Below are 20,126 nucleotides of genomic sequence, written 5' to 3'. Positions count from 1 at the left end.
GATCAATGGAGTGCGCAAGAGAGAAGATTGCCAGAGCAGCGATTCTGACTCTTCCCGGGATTGGCAGCCGAAGGCTGCGTTATCTGCTGGCCCTGTTTGGCAGTGCAATCCAGGCCTTTGATGCTGCAGAAGAAAGATTTCCCAGCGGAAACCGTCCTTCGTGGATGAATGTGTTTCAGCAATCCAGGAAAAAGTTGAATTTAGATGAGCTTGAACAGGCTCTTTCCGATCAGGAAATTTTGCTTGTGATGCCTGGGGAAGAGAATTATCCTCCATTATTGTTGGAATGTTCCGATGCGCCGCCGCTGCTCTTTTACAAAGGAATGATTGACTCCGGCAGAGAAGGATTGGCCGTCGTCGGTTCTCGCAGGCCTACTGCCTACGGCAGGTCTGCGGCTTCCTGTCTGGCGGGACAGCTGGCGGGCAAAGGTTATGTCATCGTGAGCGGTCTAGCAAGGGGAATAGATTCTGCCGCCCATAAGGGTGCTCTAGAAGCGGGAGGGTTGACCTGGGCTTTTTTAGCCGGAGGACTGGATCGGATTTACCCGCCGGAGAACAGGAAGCTTGCCGCAGAGATCATTGAAAATGGAGCTCTGATTTCCGAATATCCCCCCGGACGCCCGTGTGAACCCGGGCAGTTTCCTGCGCGTAACAGGCTGATCAGCGGGTCGGCTCGCGGAGTACTGGTTGTAGAGGCGGCTCAAAAAAGCGGTTCTTTGATCACCGTAGATTTCGCTTTAGAACAAGGCAGGGAAGTTTTTGCCGTTCCGGGACCGATTTTCAGTGAAATGAGCAGAGGTACCCACCAGCTTATCCGGCAAGGAGCAAAATTAGTGGAAAATGTCGAAGATGTTCTGGCGGAAATCAAAATGGAAAATGAGACATTATATTCTATGAAAAAAGAGTATGAACAGTCCGCTCAAGGTCAAAATATAGAGAAGCAGAAGAACGGCAATACCTTATTTGACCATTTGGACATGAAAACGGAAAACCTTCAATTATTGGACTATTTGAGTGATGTTCCTTTACATATTGATACACTTGCTTTAAACTGTTCAATGTCACCCCATACCATTGCCCTTGGCCTTTTGGAGCTGGAGCTGCAGGAGATTGTGAAACAGCTGCCGGGCCAATATTATGTACTTGCACGAAGATAATTTTCCGAAAAAACCGGATAAATCCGAAAGAATAACTTTTGAGGTGAAATATGCCAAAAACTCTGGTCATTGTAGAATCCCCGGCCAAAGCGAAATCAATCAGCAAGTTTTTATCCAAAAACTATCAGGTCAAAGCTTCTATGGGCCATTTGCGGGATTTGCCCAAAAGCCAAATGGGCGTTAATATTGAGCATGATTTTGAACCGAAATATATCCCGATCAGAGGCAGAGGCGATCTGATCAAGGAGCTGAAGGCAGCAGCGAAGACGGCAGATCAAGTTCTGCTCGCTTCTGACCCGGACCGTGAAGGGGAAGCAATAGCATGGCATTTGATGCACCTTCTGGGGATTAATCAAGAAAAAAGCAGCAGAGTAGAATTTCACGAAATAACGAAACCAACGATTCAGAAAGCCATAAAAAATCCCCGCAAAATTGATCTGCATAAGGTTGATGCTCAACAGGCCCGCAGAGTATTGGACAGGCTGGTTGGCTATAAATTAAGCCCCCTCCTTTGGAAGAAAATTAAGAAAGGTCTCAGCGCAGGCCGGGTCCAATCTGTAGCGGTGCGGCTTATCTGCGACAGAGAAGAGGAGATTAAGGTTTTTGAGTCTCAGGAGTACTGGACACTGCTTGCCCAATTTCTTTGTCCGGGGGGGAATTTTTCCGCCAAATTGATTCACAAAGCGGGAAAAAGGATTGAGATCAAATCCAGACAGGAAGTTGATGAAATCATCGTACAGCTCCGCAGAGCTGTCTGTGTGATCAGCGATGTCAAAAACAGAGAGAAAAAGAAGCAGCCTTCCCCGCCTTTCACGACCAGCAGTTTGCAGCAGGAGGCCTATCGGAAACTGAATTTTGCCCCGAAAAGAACGATGATGCTGGCTCAGCAGCTCTATGAAGGAATCGATTTGGGCAAAGAGGGGACGGTTGGCCTGATCACTTATATGAGAACAGATTCTGTACGCATATCAGAGCTTGCCCAGGATGAGGCCAAAGAGTATATCCTGGCCAGTTTTGGTTCGGATTTTTATCCGGGCCGGCAGAATTATACCAGTAAGCGCAGAACCCAGGAAGCCCATGAGGCGATTCGGCCAACTTCTGTTTTGCGTACGCCTGATTCGGCCAAAGAATTTTTGAGCAGGGATCAGTTGAGGTTGTACAGGCTGATCTGGGACAGGTTCTTAGCAAGCCAGATGAGTGCGGCGGTATATGATACGCTAACGGTCGATGTTGCGGCAGATAAGTATACGCTCAGGGCTAACGCTTCAACCGTAAAGTTTCCCGGTTATCTTTCTGTTTATGAGGAAAGTACTGATGAAACGGAAGAAAAACAAGACGGGGATGATCGTTGTCTGAAAGTAAATGTGACTCCGGGCCAAAAGGTGGAACTAGCGGAGATCAAAGAAAAACAGCATTTTACGGAACCGCCTCCCCGCTATACGGAGGCCTCTTTGGTTAAAAAAATGGAAGAAGAAGGAATCGGAAGGCCGAGTACTTATGCTCCGACTATTGACACGGTCCAAACCAGAGGCTATGTCGTGAAGGAAGAGAGGAAGCTGGTGCCCACTGAACTCGGAGAAATCGTTGTTTCCCTGCTCAAAGAACATTTTAAAGATATTGTTGATCTGGAATTTACCGCGAATATGGAAGAGAAACTTGATAATATTGAAGAAGGCCAGACCCAATGGAAATCCGTGATCAGGGATTTTTACATTCCTTTTGAAGAAACACTGAACAAAGCGGAAGCCATCATTGGAAAGATAAAGGTTGAGGATCAGGAATCTGATGTTTTATGCGAGTTTTGCGGACGGAGAATGGTCATCAAAATGGGGCGTTTCGGCAAATTCTTAGCCTGTCCGGGATTCCCGGACTGCAAGAATGCCAAACCTTTGCTGGAAGAAGTAGGTGTCAATTGTCCGCAATGCGGTGAAAAGCTTGTTGTCAGAAGAAGTAAAAAAGGACGTAAATTTTACGGCTGCAGCAATTATCCGGAATGCAATTTTATTTCCTGGGAAAAACCCGCTCCGGTAAATTGCCCGGATTGCAACAGCTTAATGACGGAAAAGACGATTAAGCAGAAGGTAAACTATGTTTGTACAAATAAAGATTGTCGGCACACGGAAGAGAAGGTTGAAGAGAAGAAAGAGTAGAGATTAAGGTGGCTGGGAAAAGATGAATGAAATAACCGTTATCGGAGCGGGACTGGCTGGGTCTGAAGCGGCCTGGCAGCTTGCGTGCCGGGATGTGGAGGTTACCCTATGCGAGATGAGGCCTGGGATTTCCACACCTGCTCATGTCAGCGGTGATTTTGCCGAGCTTGTTTGCAGCAATTCCCTCAGGGCTGCCGGCTTGGAGAATGCCGCCGGTCTTCTGAAGGAAGAAATGCGCCGCCTGAATTCACTGATTATGCTGGCGGCGGACAAGCATGCTGTCCCTGCGGGAGGAGCGACAGCCGTTGACCGCAAGTTTTTTTCAACTGAGATCACTGAAAGATTGGAAAACCACCCCAAAGTGAAGATTAAACGGGAGGAAATCACTGCAATACCCAGAAAGGGCGTAGTGATCGTAGCCTCCGGGCCGCTTACTTCAGCTTCTTTGGCTGAGGATATCATGGATTTGACCGGAGAAAAAGCGCTTTCTTTTTTTGATGCCGCCGCTCCGATTGTGGAACTTGATTCTGTTGATCTGACCAAGGCATTCTGGGCCTCGCGTTATGACAAGGGTGAAGCGGATTATCTCAATTGCCCAATGAATGAACAGGAATACAATCATTTTTACCAGGAACTGATCAAAGCAGAGACCGCAGAGGTCAAAGGTTTTGAAAAAAATATGGTTTTTGAAGGATGTATGCCGATTGAGGTGATGGCCGGAAGAGGGCCGATGACCATGGCTTTCGGTCCCTTAAAACCTGTGGGGATGGTCGACCCGCGGACGGGAAAACAACCTTTCGCTGTTGTCCAGTTAAGAAAGGAAAATCTCGAAGGCTCTTTGTTGAATTTAGTAGGATTTCAAACCCATCTGAAGTGGGGCGAACAAAAAAGAGTGTTCAGAATGATCCCGGGCTTGGAGAATGCCGAATTTGCCAGGTATGGCGTCATGCATCGCAATACTTTTCTGAACTCCCCCAAGGTTTTGCAGGCTGATTTCAGACTGCGGAATAAGCCGGAAATATTTTTTGCCGGGCAGATAACCGGAGTTGAGGGCTATGTGGAGTCCGCCGCAAGCGGACTGCTGGCCGGAATCAATGCCTTCAGGTTCTTGCGAGGACTGGAGACTCTGGTTTTTCCTCCGGAAACAGCTTTGGGAGGATTGGCCGGACACCTTGAGCGTTCTCCCACCGTTGATTTCCAGCCAATGAATATTAATTTTGGCCTCATCTCGCAGCTCAAAGAAAGAACCCGGAACAAGCGGGAAAAAAACAAGAGAATATCCGAGCGGGCTTTGGGAATCCTGGAAGAATACCTTTGTAACAATCATTTAAAGGAGATTCATGATGGTCGCGCTTGAAGGCATTGATCGGTTCGCCTCTTATCAGAAAGCCAGAAATCTGTCTTTACACACCATCAGCGCATATCAGAGTGACCTGGTTCAATTCACTGAATTTGCCGCTGCCGAGCTGGGTGTTGAATTTGCCGAGGTTGAATTGGACCTTGTTGATAAAATCATTGTCCGGACTTATATTTTCCAGCTTGCGGATAAGGGGTTGAGTCGCAGAACCGTTGCCAGAAAGCTGGCCGCTATACGGGCATTCTTCCGCTATTTGTCCCGGGAGGGTATCGTAAAGCAAAGTCCGATGCTCAAGATCAATACACCGAAGCTTGGGCAAACCCTTCCGCGTTTTCTCTATCCCGAGCATATGGAAAAGCTGCTCGCGGTGCTCGATGATTCATCGGAAATGGGTCAAAGAGACAAACTGATCATAGAACTCCTTTATGGGTCCGGTCTCCGAGTCAGCGAACTGGTCGGCATTAATATTGAGGATCTCGATTTAGAAAGCGCTTTTGTACGGATCAGAGGCAAAGGCGGCAAGGAAAGAATCGTCCCGCTGACAGAGCCGGCAGTATTGGAGCTCAGACGGTATTTGGACAGGTGGGGCCGGTCTCAACATCAGGAAGCCCTTATCCGGAATTATCAAGGAACAAGAATGAGCACGCGTTCAGTACGCAGGATTTTAGATAAACTGGAGAAAAAGGCAAACCTCAATCAGCATATTTATCCCCACATGCTCCGGCATACTTTTGCAACCCACCTTCTGGACGGGGGCGCTGATCTTCGTAGTGTCCAGGAACTGCTTGGACATAAGAAGCTGTCTTCTACCCAGATCTACACTCACCTGACAAGGGAGAAGCTGAGGGAAGTCTATCGACAGTCTCACCCCAGAGCGAAAAATCATTAAGAATATTTGCATAAAACAGTGTTGAATTTTCAAAAATATCATATAAATTTTGAAAATTTACTTGACGCCCCAACTTGCTTTCCAGTAAACTTCGAAATAAGACCACCTGGGAAAAGTTGCGAAAGAACTTTAAGGGAGGGATCTGTATGTTTCATGCGACGACGATTGTGGCTGTAAAAAAGAATAATCAGGTAGCGATTGCCGGTGACGGTCAAGTCACCTTCGGGCAGGCTACGGTGATGAAGCATGGTGCCCGGAAGATCCGCAAGCTGTATCACGGTAAAGTTGTCGCCGGGTTTGCCGGTTCGGTAGCCGATGCCTTCACTCTTTTTGAGAAATTTGAAGGCAGGCTGGAGGAATTTCACGGCAATCTACAGCGGGCGGCTGTTGAATTGGTCAAAGAATGGCGTACGGACAGAATGCTCAGGCATCTGGAAGCACTTCTTATTGTCGCTGATAAGGAAAGGATTTTGATTATTTCCGGTTCGGGTGAAGTCATTGAACCGGATGATGATATTGCGGCGATCGGTTCGGGAGGAAATTACGCGCTTGCTGCGGCCAGGGCTTTGGCGCGGCATGCTGATCTAAGCGCCGGTGAACTGGTCAGGGAAGCACTGAAAATAGCGGCGTCAATTTGTGTCTACACCAACGAGAACATTACAGTTGAAGAACTGTAAGCTTAGGAGGGATAGCCATGGAACAACTCACACCCCGCGAAATTGTGTCTGAATTAGACAAACATATTGTTGGACAGAGGGAAGCGAAACGCGCAGTTGCGGTTGCGCTGAGAAACAGGTACCGGCGTTCTCTCCTGCCTGAGGCCATGCAGGAGGATGTTTTGCCCAAAAATATCTTGATGATTGGCCCAACCGGTGTCGGAAAAACTGAGATTGCCCGCAGGCTGGCTAAACTGGTCAGAGCCCCGTTTATTAAGGTTGAAGCGACAAAGTTTACGGAAGTCGGTTATGTTGGCCGCGATGTGGAGTCGATTATCAGGGATTTGACTGAGATTGCTCTTCGTATGGTCAAAGCTGAGAAAATGAAGGAAGTCGAAGTCCAGGCGGAAAAAAATGCTGAGAAAAGGCTGATTTCCATTCTTGTTCCTTCAAAAAAGAAAGAATCGGGTTCCTTGAACCCTTTTCAATATTTATTCAGCCAGGAACAGGAACAAAAAGAACAGGAACAGCCTGTAACACCTGAACTGGAAAAAGACAGGCAATTGATTGCCCAAAAGCTTCAGACCGGAGAACTGGAAAAGCATATCGTTGAAGTGGAAGTTGAGGAATCTTCGTCTTATGCTGATATGTTAGGCGGAGCAGGTATGGAGCTGGGCATTAACATTCAGGATATGATGTCGGGGATGTTTCCGAAAAAAAGAAAAAAACGCAGAGTTACGGTGAAAGAAGCGAGAAGGATTTTGGCCCAGGAAGAAGCCCAAAATTTGATTGATCATGAGGATGCCGTACAAGAAGCTATTCGGCGCGCCGAACAGGAAGGCATCGTTTTTATTGATGAAATCGATAAAATCGCAGGCAGAGACGGTTCAGGGCCTGATGTTTCCAGAGGCGGTGTTCAGAGGGATATTCTTCCCCTGGTCGAAGGATCTACAGTTGTCACCAAATATGGGCCGGTCAAAACAGACCATGTTTTATTTATTGCTGCCGGTGCCTTTCATGTATCCAAACCGTCAGACCTGATTCCGGAGCTGCAAGGCAGGTTCCCGATCAGGGTTGAACTGGAATCTCTTAGTGTCGCCGATTTTAAGAATATTTTAACCGAGCCGCATTTTTCACTGATTAAACAGTCCAGTGCTCTTTTGCAGACGGAAGGGATCAATGTGAAATTTTCGGAAGATGCCATTGAAGAGCTGGCAGAAGTAGCCTATGATGTCAATTCCACAACGGAAAACATTGGAGCCAGGCGGCTGCACACCATAGTTGAAAAGGTTCTGGAGGAACTTTCTTTTGAGGCTTCGGAGCTTCCGGAGGATTATACGGTCACCATCAATAAGGATTATGTTCGGAAAAGAATTAATGATGTTGTTCAAAATCAGGATTTGTCAAAGTATATACTTTAAATATTCAAAAAATTCATATATACTGGAAAATAGAGATATATGGAAGTTTAATGGATATAACTTTTAAAATAAGGGGGTTAACGCTAATATGGATACTTTATTGGAGAAGACCAGAGCGATTAGCAAACTGATCCAGCGCGCAGCGGGTAAACCCGTTGATTTTGAAGAGATGGCCAAGGTTTTGTCCAGCAAAATTGATGCGAATTGTTATATTGTCGGTCGTAGAGGAAAAATCCTGGGATATAGTTTTGTTCCCAGTTTTAAATGCGGAGCGATGGAAGACATCGTGATTCATTCGGAAAGGTTTCCGGAAAGCTATAACGAAGGCCTGCTTCTGATTACCGAAACAAAAGCGAATGTATCACTGGTTGAAAACACCTGTGTGTTCGTCAAACATGAGCGTTGTCATTTCAACAATAAGATGACGACGATTGTGCCGATACTCGGGGGTGGAGAAAGAGTAGGGACCCTGATCTTAGCAAAGTTTGGAGTCAAGTTTACTTCATCCGACCAAATTCTTGCCGAATATGGGGCGACGGTAATCGGAATGGAGATCTTGAGAGCCAAAGCCGAACAAGCCGAAGAGGAAGCTCGAAAAAAAGCGGCGGTGCAAATTGCGGTTGGAACGTTATCTTATTCTGAACTGGAAGCGGTGGAACATATTTTTGCCGAGCTGGGGAGTGGCGAGGGCCTTTTGGTGGCCAGTAAAATAGCTGACCGGGTCGGAATCACCAGGTCGGTGATTGTCAATGCTTTGCGTAAATTCGAATCAGCCGGGGTGATCGAATCGAAGTCCTTGGGGATGAAGGGGACATATATTCGGGTACTTAATGATTACTTGCTTGAAGAACTGGAGAAATATGTTAAGCATTAGTTCATAAAAGGTAGGAGAACATTGATCATGGAAAATGAATATATTTACAGATTAAAGCCTTTGCTTGTTCCGGGCGTTCTGTTTATTCTTTTATATCCGTTAGTCTTCGGCCCTTTAAGCTTTTATTTCTTTTTGCCGGAAATTTATGTTAAGATTTTTACGGGAATCTATCTCTTTACTTTTTTCAGTATTCTTATTCTCTGGTTGAATGGAAAAGGGAAAAGAGTTATCTTTAAAGATAATAAGCTGATTTTGTCTTCACCATTGAGAAATGTTGTTCTGAAACCGGACAATATCAGCAAGATCTTGTTTTTCTGGACCAAGAGACAGGAGGAAATCGTTCAAATTTATTCAGGACAAAAAAGGTATTTTCTCAGTGACTTATATTTTCCCTACAATGAACTTTTAACTGATCTGGAAGATTTTATTTCTCAAAATGAAATTCGCAATAATCTGGCACGGCATTATGAGGCTGTTTAGGAAAAGGTTGCATAAGATGCCGCTGTATGATATTCTAATAGGCGGTATAGGATTACACACGCAGGAGGGACCCGGATATTGTTCCTTAAAAAGGGGTATTCGGGGATGAAGCTTGCGGAGGAAAAAAACAAGGAGAGGGGGTGTCACACAATGGCTGTAATCTCAATGAAACAATTGCTGGAAGCCGGTGTACACTTTGGACATCAAACAAGACGTTGGAATCCGAAAATGGCTCGTTATATCTTTACAGAGAGAAATGGAATCTACATTATAGACTTGCAAAAAACGGTAAAGAAGGTTGACGAGGCTTACAATTTTGTCAGGGATTTTTCTTCCAATGGCGGAACAGTGCTTTTCGTCGGAACAAAAAAACAGGCTCAGGAATCCGTGAAGGAAGAAGCAGAACGCTGCGGAATGTATTTTGTCAATGAGCGTTGGCTGGGCGGAATGCTGACCAATTTCCAAACAATCCAGAAAAGAGTGCAAAGATTGCGCGAACTGGAAAAGATGGAACAAGAGGGAGTTTTTGAAGTCCTGCCGAAAAAGGAAGTAGCAGCTCTGCGTCATGAAATGGGCAAGCTGGAACGTTTTCTCGGCGGAATCAAAGAAATGAAGAAGCTGCCTGATGTTCTTTTTGTCGTAGATCCGCGCAAAGAGAGAATCGCCGTAGCTGAAGCGAGAAGATTGAACATTCCTATTGTAGGGATTGTTGATACAAATTGTGATCCGGATGAAATTGATGTAGTTATTCCTGCGAATGACGATGCAATCAGAGCTGTCAAGCTTTTAACGGCTAAAATCGCCGATGCTATTATCGAGGGACAACAGGGAAACGACGATAATGAGGAAGAAGCAGGCGAGGAAGCAGCAGCAGAATAATTAATTTGCAGGGTGAGGTTCTGTCAGGAATAGTGGACTTACCCTGCTCTTTTTATGTTAAGGAGGATTTGGTTATGGCTGAAATCAGTGCTGCCGCGGTGAAAGAACTCAGAGAAAGAACCGGGGCAGGAATGATGGATTGTAAAAAGGCTTTAACGCAGTGTGAAGGAAATATGGACAAGGCCATTGACTTTCTCAGAGAGAAGGGCCTGGCTGCGGCTGCGAAAAAAGAAGGCCGTATCGCCGCTGAAGGATTGGTAGAGGGATACATTCATGGTGGCGGACGTATCGGGGTATTAGTGGAAGTGAACTGTGAGACTGACTTTGTTGCCCGTGGCGACGAATTTAAATTGTTTGTTAAAGATATCGCCATGCAAATTGCTGCTGCTAAACCTCTTTATTTAAGCAAGGAAGATGTTCCGGCTGATGAAGTCGAACATGAGAAGGAAATCTTGAGAGCCCAAGCCTTAAATGAAGGCAAACCGGAAAAAATTGTGGATAAAATGGTTGAAGGCCGGGTTGAGAAATTCTATAAAGAAGTTTGTCTTTTAGAGCAATCCTTTATTAAGGAACCCGATAAAACCATCAAGGATCTGGTGCTGGAGAAAGTATCCAAAATTGGTGAGAAAATCGTTATTCGCAGATTTACCCGGTATGAGCTGGGGGAAGGAATTGAAAAACGTCAGGATAATTTTGCCGACGAAGTCATGAAAGAAATAAACCGTTAAGTTTTAGTCAGCTCAGAGAACACCAAGGTGTTCTCTTTTTCCGAAATAAGGAGAATTCAAGCATAGAGGATTTTTTTTATCAATGTAGAAACTACTGTTAGTGGAGGGTCAATTTATGTCAAAAGGCTACCGCCGTGTGATTCTAAAATTAAGTGGGGAAGCATTGGCCGGAGAGCAAGGTGCTGGAATAGCGCACGAAATGCTGGCATCGGTAGCCCGCCAAGTGCGTGAAATGCGTAGTCTGGGTGTTGAAGTTGCCCTGGTTGTAGGAGGCGGCAATATTTGGAGAGGAATTGCCGGCAGTTCTCAGGGGATGGACCGTGCAACCGCTGATTATATGGGGATGCTGGCCACAGTGATTAATGCGCTTGCCCTTCAGGATGCCCTGGAGCAGTATGAGGTTCAGACCAGAGTCCTTTCAGCAATTGAAATGCGGCAGATTGCCGAACCCTATATCAGAAGAAGAGCGATTCGCCACATGGAAAAAGGCAGGGTGGTGATTTTTGCGGCCGGTACAGGCAACCCTTATTTTTCTACAGATACCACAGCTGCCTTAAGAGCTGCCGAAATTGAGGCCGATGTGATTCTGATGGCCAAAAGAGTAGATGGTGTTTATGATTCTGATCCGCTGAAAAATCCTGAAGCGAAAAAGTTTGATCGATTGACTTATATCGATGTTTTAAATCTCGGATTAGGTGTGATGGATTCTACAGCGGCTTCTTTATGTATGGATAATGATATTCCGCTGATCGTTTTCAATTTGAATCTTAACGGCAATATCTTGAAAGCGGTCAAAGGTGAAACGATAGGAACGTATATCGGGAGGGATTAACATGGTCGATACTATTGTCAAGGAAACCGAAGAGAAAATGAAAAAAACACTTGAGGTATTGCGTAAAGAGTTTGTCACAATCAGGGCCGGCAGTGCCAATCAGTCCATGCTGGACAAGATTATGGTTGACTATTACGGAACTCCCACACCAATCAATCAAGTTGCCAATATTTCCGTCCCGGAACCAAGAATGCTTGTAATCCAGCCCTGGGAGAAGACGATGATTCAGCCTGTTGAGAAAGCGATCATGAAATCCGACCTTGGAATCAACCCCGTTAATGACGGCAGTGTGGTCAGGCTTGTGATTCCTCAGCTTACGGCCGACCGCCGTACGGAAATCGTCAGAACAGTGAAAAAGAAGGCGGAAGAAGCCAGGGTTTCCGTCAGAAATATCCGCCGGGATATGAATGAGGAAATCAAAAAGATGGAGAAAGACAAAACCGTCTCCGAGGATGAGAGCAAAAAGGGTCAGGAAAAAATTCAGAAACTGACGGACAAATATATTAAGGATATTGATGATGTTCTGAGCAAAAAAGAAAAAGAAATTACGGAAGTGTAGTATTGTTAAACACATGGAATCTTAAGTGGCTGGGCAAAAAATGGGATGATATCCAAGCGGAGATAGCCCAAACCGGTGGTGAGATTGGGACGGACATTATTTTCCCGCCCGGAAAGGAAGCTCATATCGGTGACCTGCGGATAATAAGAATAAAAAAAGAAAAGGAAAAATTGAATTTTACCCTGACACGTGATAAATTTTAAGGGTGGCAGGCAACCAAAGACCCCCTTTTGGGGGTCTTTGAACAACAATTATTATTACTGGATGGTGAATTTTCCTTGAAAATATGGCCCAGGAATAAAAATGAACATACGCCTCAAGGAATTGATTGGGATAATATTCCTGAACATATTGCGATTATCATGGACGGAAACGGCAGATGGGCCCAAAAGAAGGGGATGCCCAGAGGGATAGGTCACCGGGCAGGATTAGAGGCACTGAAGGCGGTTGTTCGTTGCTGTGATGAGATCGGAGTCAAATATCTGACGGTGTATGCTTTTTCAACGGAGAATTGGAAACGCCCTCAATCAGAAATCGGTATTTTAATGTCTTTATTAAAGGAATATTTGAAAAGGGAATTGATGGAACTGGTCGCCAATCATGTCCAAATACGTGTTTCCGGTGAAATCGAGCAGCTTCCGAAGGATGTTTATGAGGATGTCCTGCAGGCCTGTCAAAAAACCAAGAATAATGACGGTCTGGTTTTTAACCTTGCTTTAAATTATGGCGGTCGGTCTGAAATCGTAAAAGCAGTGCGGGAAATTGCCCAGGAAGTAAGAAACGGCGAGATCAGTGTACAAGAAATTAATGAGAAAATCATCGAAGACCATTTATATACGGCGAGCATCCCCGACCCGGAGCTTTTGATCCGAACCTCCGGGGAGATGAGATTAAGCAATTTCCTGCTCTGGCAGGTTGCATATTCGGAAATCGTCGTGGCCGAGGAATACTGGCCAGATTTTAAGGAGAAATCTTTATTGAACGCTATAGAAATCTATCAAAATAGAGAACGCAGATTTGGTGGAATCATGAAGGTTGAGGAATAAATATGGCAAAAAGAATATTAAGCGCTGTAATAGGGGTTCCATTTCTGTTATTCTTCATATGGGTCGGAGGATGGTTTTTAGCGGCAATGGTTATGGTCATTTCCCTGATTGCGTTAAACGAGTATTTGCTCATAGGGAAACAAGCAGATATTCTTAAACATAACAGGCTGATCATCATTTTTTATTGTATGGTATGGAGTGTCGTGCTTTTGGCCGGTTTAAACAATCTGATTCTTCCATTAATCATGGGCTGGTTTATTTTGATTTTTGGAAGCTATGCCATCTATTATCCGGATATCGCATTTAGCGAGGTTTCATATCTTTTTCTGGCCATCCTTTATCCTGTTGGGCTTCTATGCCTTTTAAACAATTTAAGAGGGCTGGAGCAGGGATTGCTCTGGTGTTTGTTTACCTTCTTTGTCGTGTGGCTATCGGATACTGGCGCTTTTTTTATTGGTTCGGCATTTGGACAAAGAAAATTAGCGCCCAAGGTAAGTCCAAACAAATCCATAGAAGGGGCTTTGGGCGGGATAGCGGCGGGGGCGCTTATTGGTTTGGGTTTTGCGCTGTTTACTCAGATAGGGACCGTTTTAGCGATGGTACTGCTTGCTGTTGTTTCATCCGTAGCGGCAATGATCGGCGACCTTTTTGAGTCTTCTCTGAAAAGGATGGCCGGAGTAAAAGATTCAGGGACACTTATTCCCGGTCATGGCGGAGTTTTAGACCGGTTTGACAGTCTCCTTTTCGCTTTGCCGGTAGTTTATTTTGCGGTCCTGCTGGGATTTATGGGTAAATAAGGTCCTCGACAATATCACGGTTTGGAGGATGACGATGGCTGATGTGAGTAAAAAGAGCACTCTGATCAGAAACCTAAATTTATTGATTAAGATTGCGGCTATTCTCTTGGCGCTAAAATTATTTACATATACTTTTGTTGATTTTCTCCCCGTACTGGGATCCGTATTAAGCAGATTGTTCTCTGCCTTCAGTCCATTTATCCTGGGGATTATCTTTGCTTTCCTGATGGAGCCGCTGGTGCAGAAATTGTGCAGGAATTTTAGAATAAAAAGGGTGTATTCTTCGATCTTGGCCTTATCCTGCATCGTATTTTTAATGATCCTGCTGATGATAATAGCCGGAAACCGGTTGTACCATGAACTGGCGGACTTAACAGCGGCTTTTCCGGGATTATATGAAAATAATATGGCTTTTGTCGGCAATCAGATCGACAATATTGAAAAATATATCCGGCTGAATCCAGAAATCCAAAATGCACTGAAATCATCTTCTCAGGAGATTTTTTCCTATGCTCAGGTTGCCGTAAAAAATGGAAGCATCGGTTTGTTAAATATTCTTGGATCATTGCCCGGATTCTTGGTCGTGATCATGGTGCTGGTGGTTTCCACTTTGCTGACAAGCATCAGCTATCCAGCCGTTAAGGAATGGTTTTTCAGAAGATTTAAAGAACCATTGGCCTCCAAGACAAGAATAGTGGCGGCTGAATTAGGAAGCGCGCTGATCGGTTTTTTGAGGGCAGAATCAATTTTGCTTTCCGTCACATCCTTGGTCGTGATTACAGGATTACTGATTATTGGCAATGAATATGCGTTCACTTTAGGTTTGCTGACAGGATTGATGGATTTGCTGCCGGTCATTGGTCCGGGGGTGATTTTCATCCCCTGGGCAATAATTGTTTTTATCAGTTCCGGGATTGGTCCCGCCTTGAAGATTTTGGCGGTCTATGCAGCGGCCACTGTAATCAGGCAAATCTTGGAGCCTAAGATTATGTCGCACAACATCGGACTGCATCCTTTACCAACTCTGATTTCCATGTATGTGGGGCTTAATTTGCTTGGCGCAGCCGGAATAATTCTCGGGCCGACAGTAATCGTCATTTATGAGGCCTGCCGCAAAGCGGGTTTATTTAATCGTAAGGAGTAAAATAATTTTGAAACCGATATCTATCCTTGGTTCAACCGGCTCAATCGGGACCCAGACTTTGGATGTTGTGCGTAAAACCAAAGATTCTTTGCACATTAAGGCACTTACCGCCGGGACCAATTTCAGGCTTATGGAAAGACAGGCCCGAGAATTTCAGCCGGAGCTTGTCGTTATGATGGATGAAAACGCGGCCAGGCAACTTAAGATTTCTCTGGCTGATACTGGGATTAAAATATCCTGGGGAATAGAAGGATTGATTGAAGCCGCTGTCATCCCCGAGACAGATACGGTGGTGACGGCGGTCAGCGGCAGGATAGGGCTGGAGCCCACTTTAGCCGCCCTCAAACAGGGTAAGAATATTGCTTTGGCCAACAAGGAAACTTTGGTTGCTGCCGGGGAATTAGTGATGCGAACGGCAGCGGAAACCAATGCTGAGATTATTCCTGTAGACAGTGAGCATTCGGCAATTTTCCAATGTCTGAATGGAAAGCGTGAAGAGGCGGCCAATATCACCCTGACAGCTTCCGGGGGGCCTTTTCTGAACTGGACAAGGGAAGAACTTAGACAGGCTACTGCTGAGAAAGCGCTGAAGCATCCCAACTGGAAAATGGGCGCTAAGATTACCATTGATTCTGCAACCATGATGAACAAAGGTTTGGAAGTGATTGAAGCCCATTGGCTGTTCGGGTTCTCCTATGAGGAGATCAAAGTGCTTATTCACCCGCAGAGTATTGTTCACTCTTTTGTGGAGTTTAACGATGCTTCAATTCTGGCTCAAATGGGTGAACCTGATATGAGACACCCGATTCAGTACGCTTTAAGCTATCCTCAACGATGGACCAGTGCTTATTCGAGATTGAACCTGGCCGGAAAAACGCTGACTTTTTCCGAGCCTGATCATAAAATGTTTCCTTTTCTGGAATTTGCCTATACTTGCGGGAAAAAGGGCGGTACATTGCCGGCAGTAATGAATGCGGCCAATGAAGTATGTGTACATGCTTTTCTGAAAAACCGCATAAAATATTTTGATCTGTTTAATCTGGTTGAAAAAGTCTGTCTGGAGCATCAGGCACAAAAAGCAGATCAGCTTGCCGTTATACTGGATACAGATCTTTGGGCAAGAGAACGTTCGGAAGAATTGATCTGTAATATGATAAAATAGTGATTAACGGTAAATGAAAAATCTAAGGTTGAGGTGATTTTGTTGATAACAGTTCTGGCGACAATTTTTGTTTTTGGGTTAATGGTTTTGATCCACGAAGCCGGACATTTCTTTGTGGCAAAGAAATCAGGGATCAAGGTTTTAGAGTTTGCCTTTGGGATTGGTCCGAAATTATTTGGGGTACAGCGCGGGGAAACCGTCTATTCAATAAGAATTCTGCCCTTAGGCGGATTTGTGCGGTTTTTAAGCGAGGAAGAGCTGAAAGAAGAATCCGAAGAGCAAAAACAATTTCTATGGCCGAGGACCTTTGAGAGCAAAAAATATTGGCAGAAGGCTTCTGTCATCGCGGCAGGTCCGATCATGAACTTTGTCTTGGGCGCGGTTTTGTTTATCATTGTCTATGCCTGGTACGGGGTCCCTGCTGTCGCTACGGAGAACATAGTGGGAACAGTTATGGAAGGGCAGCCGGCTGCGGCGGCCGGCCTGGGGGTTGGAGACAAGATCTTGGCTATTGACGGGGTAGAGACTCCGGACTGGAGCTCTTTGGTCAACATCATTCATGCCAATCCCGACAAAAAATTGGAGATCAAAATTCAGAAAGCAGATTCTCCGGTAATTGTCACCTCAGTCATTACTCCTGTTTTGGACCAGCAGTCCGGACAGGGGCTGATCGGCATTGTGCCGCAGGTCATCAACCAAAAGGTTTCTGTCCTGAAAGCTACTCAGTATGGCCTTACCCAAACGGCCGATTTTACGAAAATGATTGTGATGTATCTGGTGCAAATGGTGACAGGTAAGGTTCCTGTCGATCTGGGAGGACCGGTGGCCGTTGCCCAGGTGATCGGGGAAGGGGCAAGACAGGGTATCGCCGATCTTTTGAGTTTGACGGGCATATTGAGCATCCAGTTCGGTATCCTGAATTTGTTGCCGATACCGGCGTTGGACGGGGGACAGCTGGCTGTGCTTTCCTATGAAAAGATTCGAAGAAGGTCGATCAGCGTGGAAAAAAAGGGGCTGATTCAACTGACCGGATTTGCCCTTCTCATGGCCTTGATGATCGCTGTGACCTATAAAGATATTGTTAAGATCATCGCAAGATAGTTGATTGCGGCAACTGGCCATTCACATAGAGCTTATTGATCATGATCTAATGTATTCTCCGGGGAGGAAATCAATTGCAGCGAAGAAAAAGCACGGAGGTCAGAGTCGGTCATGTTGTCATTGGTGCCGGAAATCCGATTATTGTCCAATCCATGACCAATACCGATACCAGAAATGTCAAGGAGACATTGAAGCAAATCACCCGATTGGCTGAAGCCGGATGTCAAATTGTCCGGGTAGCGGTTCCCGATCAGGGAGCCGCTGCCGCCCTCAAGACAATTTGCGGTCAAAGCAGGCTGCCTGTCATTGCTGATATTCATTTCGATTATAAGCTGGCCCTGGAGGCAGTGGAAAACGGTGTCCAGGGATTGAGGATCAATCCGGGGAACATTGGTGAGAAGTGGAAGATTCGTGAGGTAATCAAGGCTGTTCAGGAGAAAGGTCTGCCGATCCGGATCGGGGTTAATGCCGGTTCCCTGGAAAAGGACCTCCTGGAGTCCCATGGAGGGCCAACAGCCGTGGGCTTGGTCGAAAGCGCTCTTCGCCATGTACGTATTCTGGAAGAAGAGGGATATGATCATTTGAAGATCTCTCTGAAAGCATCCAGTGTACCTCTGATGCTTGATGCTTACAGACAGATTGCCGGCCTGGTTCCCTATTCTCTGCACCTGGGAGTGACAGAAGCAGGAACGGTGCGTTCAGGGGTAGTCAAATCAGCGGTTGGGATAGGAACATTGCTGGCTGAAGGGATTGGAGATACAATCAGAGTATCCTTAACCGGGGATCCGGCTGCGGAAATACCGATCGCGCTGGACATCTTGCAGGTCTTAGGTCTGAGGGATAAGGGAACGGAATTGATCAGCTGTCCAACCTGTGGCAGAACCCAGGTGAATATTGAAAGGATGGCTGAGCAGGTGGAGGAAAAGCTGAGCAAGCTGCCGCCTCTGAAGAAAAAACTTTCAGTTGCCGTAATGGGATGTATTGTCAATGGTCCAGGGGAAGCAAGAGAAGCCGATATCGGTATCGCGGGAGGTAAGGGATCAGGGCTGCTTTTTCAAAAAGGTGAGATCATTGCCAGGCTCCCCGAGAAAGAACTGCTGCCGGCTTTGTTTGCCAGGATCGACGAATTTGTCAAAGATTATAGTCAGAAAGGGTTGGAAAAGGAATGAGAGTGTCACAATTATTAAATCCCACCTTGCGCGAGGTTCCGGCAGAAGCGGAGATCGTAAGCCATCAGCTGATGCTGAGAGCCGGATTTATCCGTAAGGTTGCAGGCGGGGTATATACTTATCTTCCTCTGGCTTTAAGAGTATTAAGGAAAATTGAACAAATCATCAGGGAAGAAATGAATGCAAAGGGCGGGCAGGAGCTGTTGCTGCCCATCGTTCAGCCTTCCGAGCTCTGGAAAGAAACCAAACGCTGGGATATTTACGGCCCGGAAATGTTTAGACTGAAAGACAGGCATGATCGTGAATTCTGCCTGGGGCCAACCCATGAGGAAGTCATTACAGATTTGGTGCGCGGAGAAGTGCGTTCATACAAACAACTGCCGCTTTTACTTTACCAGATCCAGAATAAATACCGGGATGAACGGCGGCCCCGGTTCGGCCTGATGCGCGGCAGGGAATTTATCATGAAGGATCTCTATTCATTTGACCGTGATGCCGAAGCCGGTGCTGAAAGCTACCGCAAAATGTATGAGGCCTATACAAAGATATTTTCCCGCTGCGGACTGACCTTCCGCCCGGTGGAAGCGGATGCCGGAGCGATCGGCGGTACAGGAGGAACCCATGAATTTATGGTGCTTGCGGATTCGGGAGAAGCCGCCGTGGTTTTTTGTCCGGCCTGTGCGTATGCCGCTAATGTCGAGAAAGCCGAAAGTCAGCCGGCGGATATAGGGGGAAACGCTCCTGTTGAAGGAAAGAAGGAAGTACATACTCCCACAGTCAAAACGATCGAACAGCTTGCTGAATTTCTCGATCTTGAGAAGGCTAAGCTGATTAAGACCGTAGTGTTCAAAGGGGATGATCAATTTCTCGTTGTCATGGTGCGCGGGGACAGGGAGATCAATGAGGTTAAGATTAATAATACCCTTGGACCATTCATTAACCTTCGGATGGCCGAACCAGGGGAAGTGCGGGAGCTGTTCGGCTCCGAACCGGGTTTTATCGGACCGGTAGGGTTAAGGGATGGGATTACCACAGCGGCTGACCTGGAAGTGATGAAAATGCCCGGAGCGGTATGCGGGGCCAATAAAAAAGATTATCATTTGCTTAATGTTATCCCGGGCATAGATTTTAAGCCTGACTATGTTTTGGACCTGCGTATGGTCGAAGCAGGAGAACCCTGCCCCTGCTGTGGGGTGCCTTTGCAGGAAGCGCGGGGGATTGAGGTCGGGCAGGTATTTAACCTGGGCACGAAGTACAGTGAGGCGCTGAAGGCTACTTATCTGGATGAAAAAGGACAGGAAAAACTGTGCTATATGGGCTGCTATGGAATCGGAGTCAGCAGAACGATGGCCGCAGCCATCGAACAGAACCATGATACCAATGGGGTGATTTGGCCGATACCGATTGCTCCGTTTGAGTGTATTATCGTACCGGTTTCCCTGAAGAGTGAAGCTGTTGTGGAAACGTCAGAAAAGCTTTATGCCCAAATGCTTGAAGCTGGGATAGAGGTTATCATTGATGACCGTGATGAACGACCGGGAGTTAAATTTAAGGATGCCGACCTTATTGGCTATCCTTTGAGGATCAATATCGGCGAAAAATCTCTGGCAGAGGGAAAGGTCGAGCTTTTCCGGCGGAAGACCGGGCAAATGGAGCTGCTTGATATTGAACAAGTGATGACAACAGTCATGAGTATGATTAAGCAGGGATAATCTAAACAGTTTT

At 46.1% G+C, this 20,126-nt stretch carries 20 protein-coding genes; all 20 read left to right on the top strand.

Going from position 1 to position 20,126, the window contains the following annotated elements:
- The first annotated feature begins 5 nt into the window (after positions 1-5).
- The 20 genes from dprA (at position 6) to SGLY_RS11340 (ending at position 20,113) form a co-directional block, all read left to right on the top strand.
- A complete protein-coding gene (dprA, locus tag SGLY_RS11435) occupies positions 6-1,157 on the top strand; it encodes a DNA-processing protein DprA (RefSeq protein WP_013625430.1) in 1,152 nt (383 codons plus the stop codon).
- Positions 1,158-1,207: 50 nt separating this feature from the next.
- Positions 1,208-3,307 carry a type I DNA topoisomerase gene (gene topA, locus SGLY_RS11430; protein WP_013625429.1) on the top strand — a complete coding sequence of 700 codons (2,100 nt, stop codon included), beginning with the start codon at positions 1,208-1,210 and terminating at the stop codon, positions 3,305-3,307.
- Between the two features lie 22 nt (positions 3,308-3,329).
- Positions 3,330-4,664: a methylenetetrahydrofolate--tRNA-(uracil(54)-C(5))-methyltransferase (FADH(2)-oxidizing) TrmFO gene (gene trmFO, locus SGLY_RS11425; RefSeq protein WP_013625428.1), complete on the top strand. Its 1,335-nt coding sequence runs from the start codon at positions 3,330-3,332 to the stop codon at positions 4,662-4,664.
- Positions 4,651-5,553 carry a site-specific tyrosine recombinase/integron integrase gene (gene xerA / locus SGLY_RS11420; protein ID WP_013625427.1) on the top strand — a complete coding sequence of 301 codons (903 nt, stop codon included), beginning with the start codon at positions 4,651-4,653 and terminating at the stop codon, positions 5,551-5,553. The genes trmFO and xerA overlap by 14 nt, the downstream gene beginning before the upstream one ends.
- Positions 5,554-5,699: 146 nt before the next feature.
- Positions 5,700-6,230, top strand: a complete 531-nt coding sequence (gene hslV, locus SGLY_RS11415) for an ATP-dependent protease subunit HslV (protein WP_013625426.1) — start codon at positions 5,700-5,702, stop codon at positions 6,228-6,230.
- 17 nt (positions 6,231-6,247) lie between these two features.
- Positions 6,248-7,630, top strand: a complete 1,383-nt coding sequence (gene hslU, locus SGLY_RS11410; RefSeq protein ID WP_013625425.1) for an ATP-dependent protease ATPase subunit HslU — start codon at positions 6,248-6,250, stop codon at positions 7,628-7,630.
- Between the two features lie 88 nt (positions 7,631-7,718).
- Entirely contained in the window at positions 7,719-8,504 is a 786-nt protein-coding gene (gene codY / locus SGLY_RS11405) for a GTP-sensing pleiotropic transcriptional regulator CodY (protein WP_013625424.1), read from the top strand.
- A 27-nt stretch (positions 8,505-8,531) separates the two neighbouring features.
- Positions 8,532-8,984: a hypothetical protein gene (locus tag SGLY_RS11400; RefSeq protein ID WP_013625423.1), complete on the top strand. Its 453-nt coding sequence runs from the start codon at positions 8,532-8,534 to the stop codon at positions 8,982-8,984.
- Positions 8,985-9,134: 150 nt separating this feature from the next.
- A complete protein-coding gene (rpsB, locus tag SGLY_RS11395) occupies positions 9,135-9,863 on the top strand; it encodes a 30S ribosomal protein S2 (protein WP_041445364.1) in 729 nt (242 codons plus the stop codon).
- A gap of 74 nt (positions 9,864-9,937) precedes the next feature.
- On the top strand, positions 9,938-10,591 hold the full coding sequence (tsf, locus tag SGLY_RS11390; RefSeq protein ID WP_013625421.1) for a translation elongation factor Ts: 654 nt from the start codon (positions 9,938-9,940) through the stop codon (positions 10,589-10,591).
- Between the two features lie 115 nt (positions 10,592-10,706).
- The gene (pyrH, locus tag SGLY_RS11385; RefSeq protein ID WP_013625420.1) at positions 10,707-11,423 is read left to right on the top strand and encodes a UMP kinase; all 717 of its coding nucleotides are present in this window, start codon (positions 10,707-10,709) and stop codon (positions 11,421-11,423) included.
- A gap of 1 nt (position 11,424) precedes the next feature.
- Positions 11,425-11,982: a ribosome recycling factor gene (gene frr / locus SGLY_RS11380; RefSeq protein WP_013625419.1), complete on the top strand. Its 558-nt coding sequence runs from the start codon at positions 11,425-11,427 to the stop codon at positions 11,980-11,982.
- A gap of 2 nt (positions 11,983-11,984) precedes the next feature.
- On the top strand, positions 11,985-12,185 hold the full coding sequence (locus SGLY_RS11375; RefSeq protein WP_013625418.1) for a hypothetical protein: 201 nt from the start codon (positions 11,985-11,987) through the stop codon (positions 12,183-12,185).
- Between the two features lie 75 nt (positions 12,186-12,260).
- Positions 12,261-13,028, top strand: a complete 768-nt coding sequence (gene uppS, locus SGLY_RS11370) for an undecaprenyl pyrophosphate synthase (RefSeq protein ID WP_041445363.1) — start codon at positions 12,261-12,263, stop codon at positions 13,026-13,028.
- Positions 13,029-13,030: 2 nt separating this feature from the next.
- Positions 13,031-13,825 (top strand): phosphatidate cytidylyltransferase, encoded by a 795-nt coding sequence (locus SGLY_RS11365; protein WP_013625416.1) that lies wholly within the window; start codon positions 13,031-13,033, stop codon positions 13,823-13,825.
- A 34-nt stretch (positions 13,826-13,859) separates the two neighbouring features.
- Complete coding sequence (gene ytvI / locus SGLY_RS11360) at positions 13,860-14,969, top strand: sporulation integral membrane protein YtvI (RefSeq protein WP_013625415.1); 1,110 nt, start codon at positions 13,860-13,862, stop codon at positions 14,967-14,969.
- Between the two features lie 7 nt (positions 14,970-14,976).
- Positions 14,977-16,131, top strand: a complete 1,155-nt coding sequence (locus SGLY_RS11355; RefSeq protein WP_013625414.1) for a 1-deoxy-D-xylulose-5-phosphate reductoisomerase — start codon at positions 14,977-14,979, stop codon at positions 16,129-16,131.
- Between the two features lie 39 nt (positions 16,132-16,170).
- Positions 16,171-17,232: an RIP metalloprotease RseP gene (rseP, locus tag SGLY_RS11350; protein ID WP_345786549.1), complete on the top strand. Its 1,062-nt coding sequence runs from the start codon at positions 16,171-16,173 to the stop codon at positions 17,230-17,232.
- 74 nt (positions 17,233-17,306) lie between these two features.
- On the top strand, positions 17,307-18,401 hold the full coding sequence (gene ispG, locus SGLY_RS11345) for a flavodoxin-dependent (E)-4-hydroxy-3-methylbut-2-enyl-diphosphate synthase (protein WP_013625412.1): 1,095 nt from the start codon (positions 17,307-17,309) through the stop codon (positions 18,399-18,401).
- Positions 18,398-20,113 carry a proline--tRNA ligase gene (locus tag SGLY_RS11340; protein WP_013625411.1) on the top strand — a complete coding sequence of 572 codons (1,716 nt, stop codon included), beginning with the start codon at positions 18,398-18,400 and terminating at the stop codon, positions 20,111-20,113. Before ispG ends, SGLY_RS11340 begins: the two co-directional genes overlap by 4 nt.
- Positions 20,114-20,126 lie beyond the last annotated feature (13 nt).

This window comes from Syntrophobotulus glycolicus DSM 8271 (assembly GCF_000190635.1).
In the GTDB taxonomy this organism is placed as follows: Bacteria; Bacillota; Desulfitobacteriia; order Desulfitobacteriales; family Syntrophobotulaceae; genus Syntrophobotulus; species Syntrophobotulus glycolicus.
This window is presented reverse-complemented; position numbering and strand designations above follow the sequence as displayed.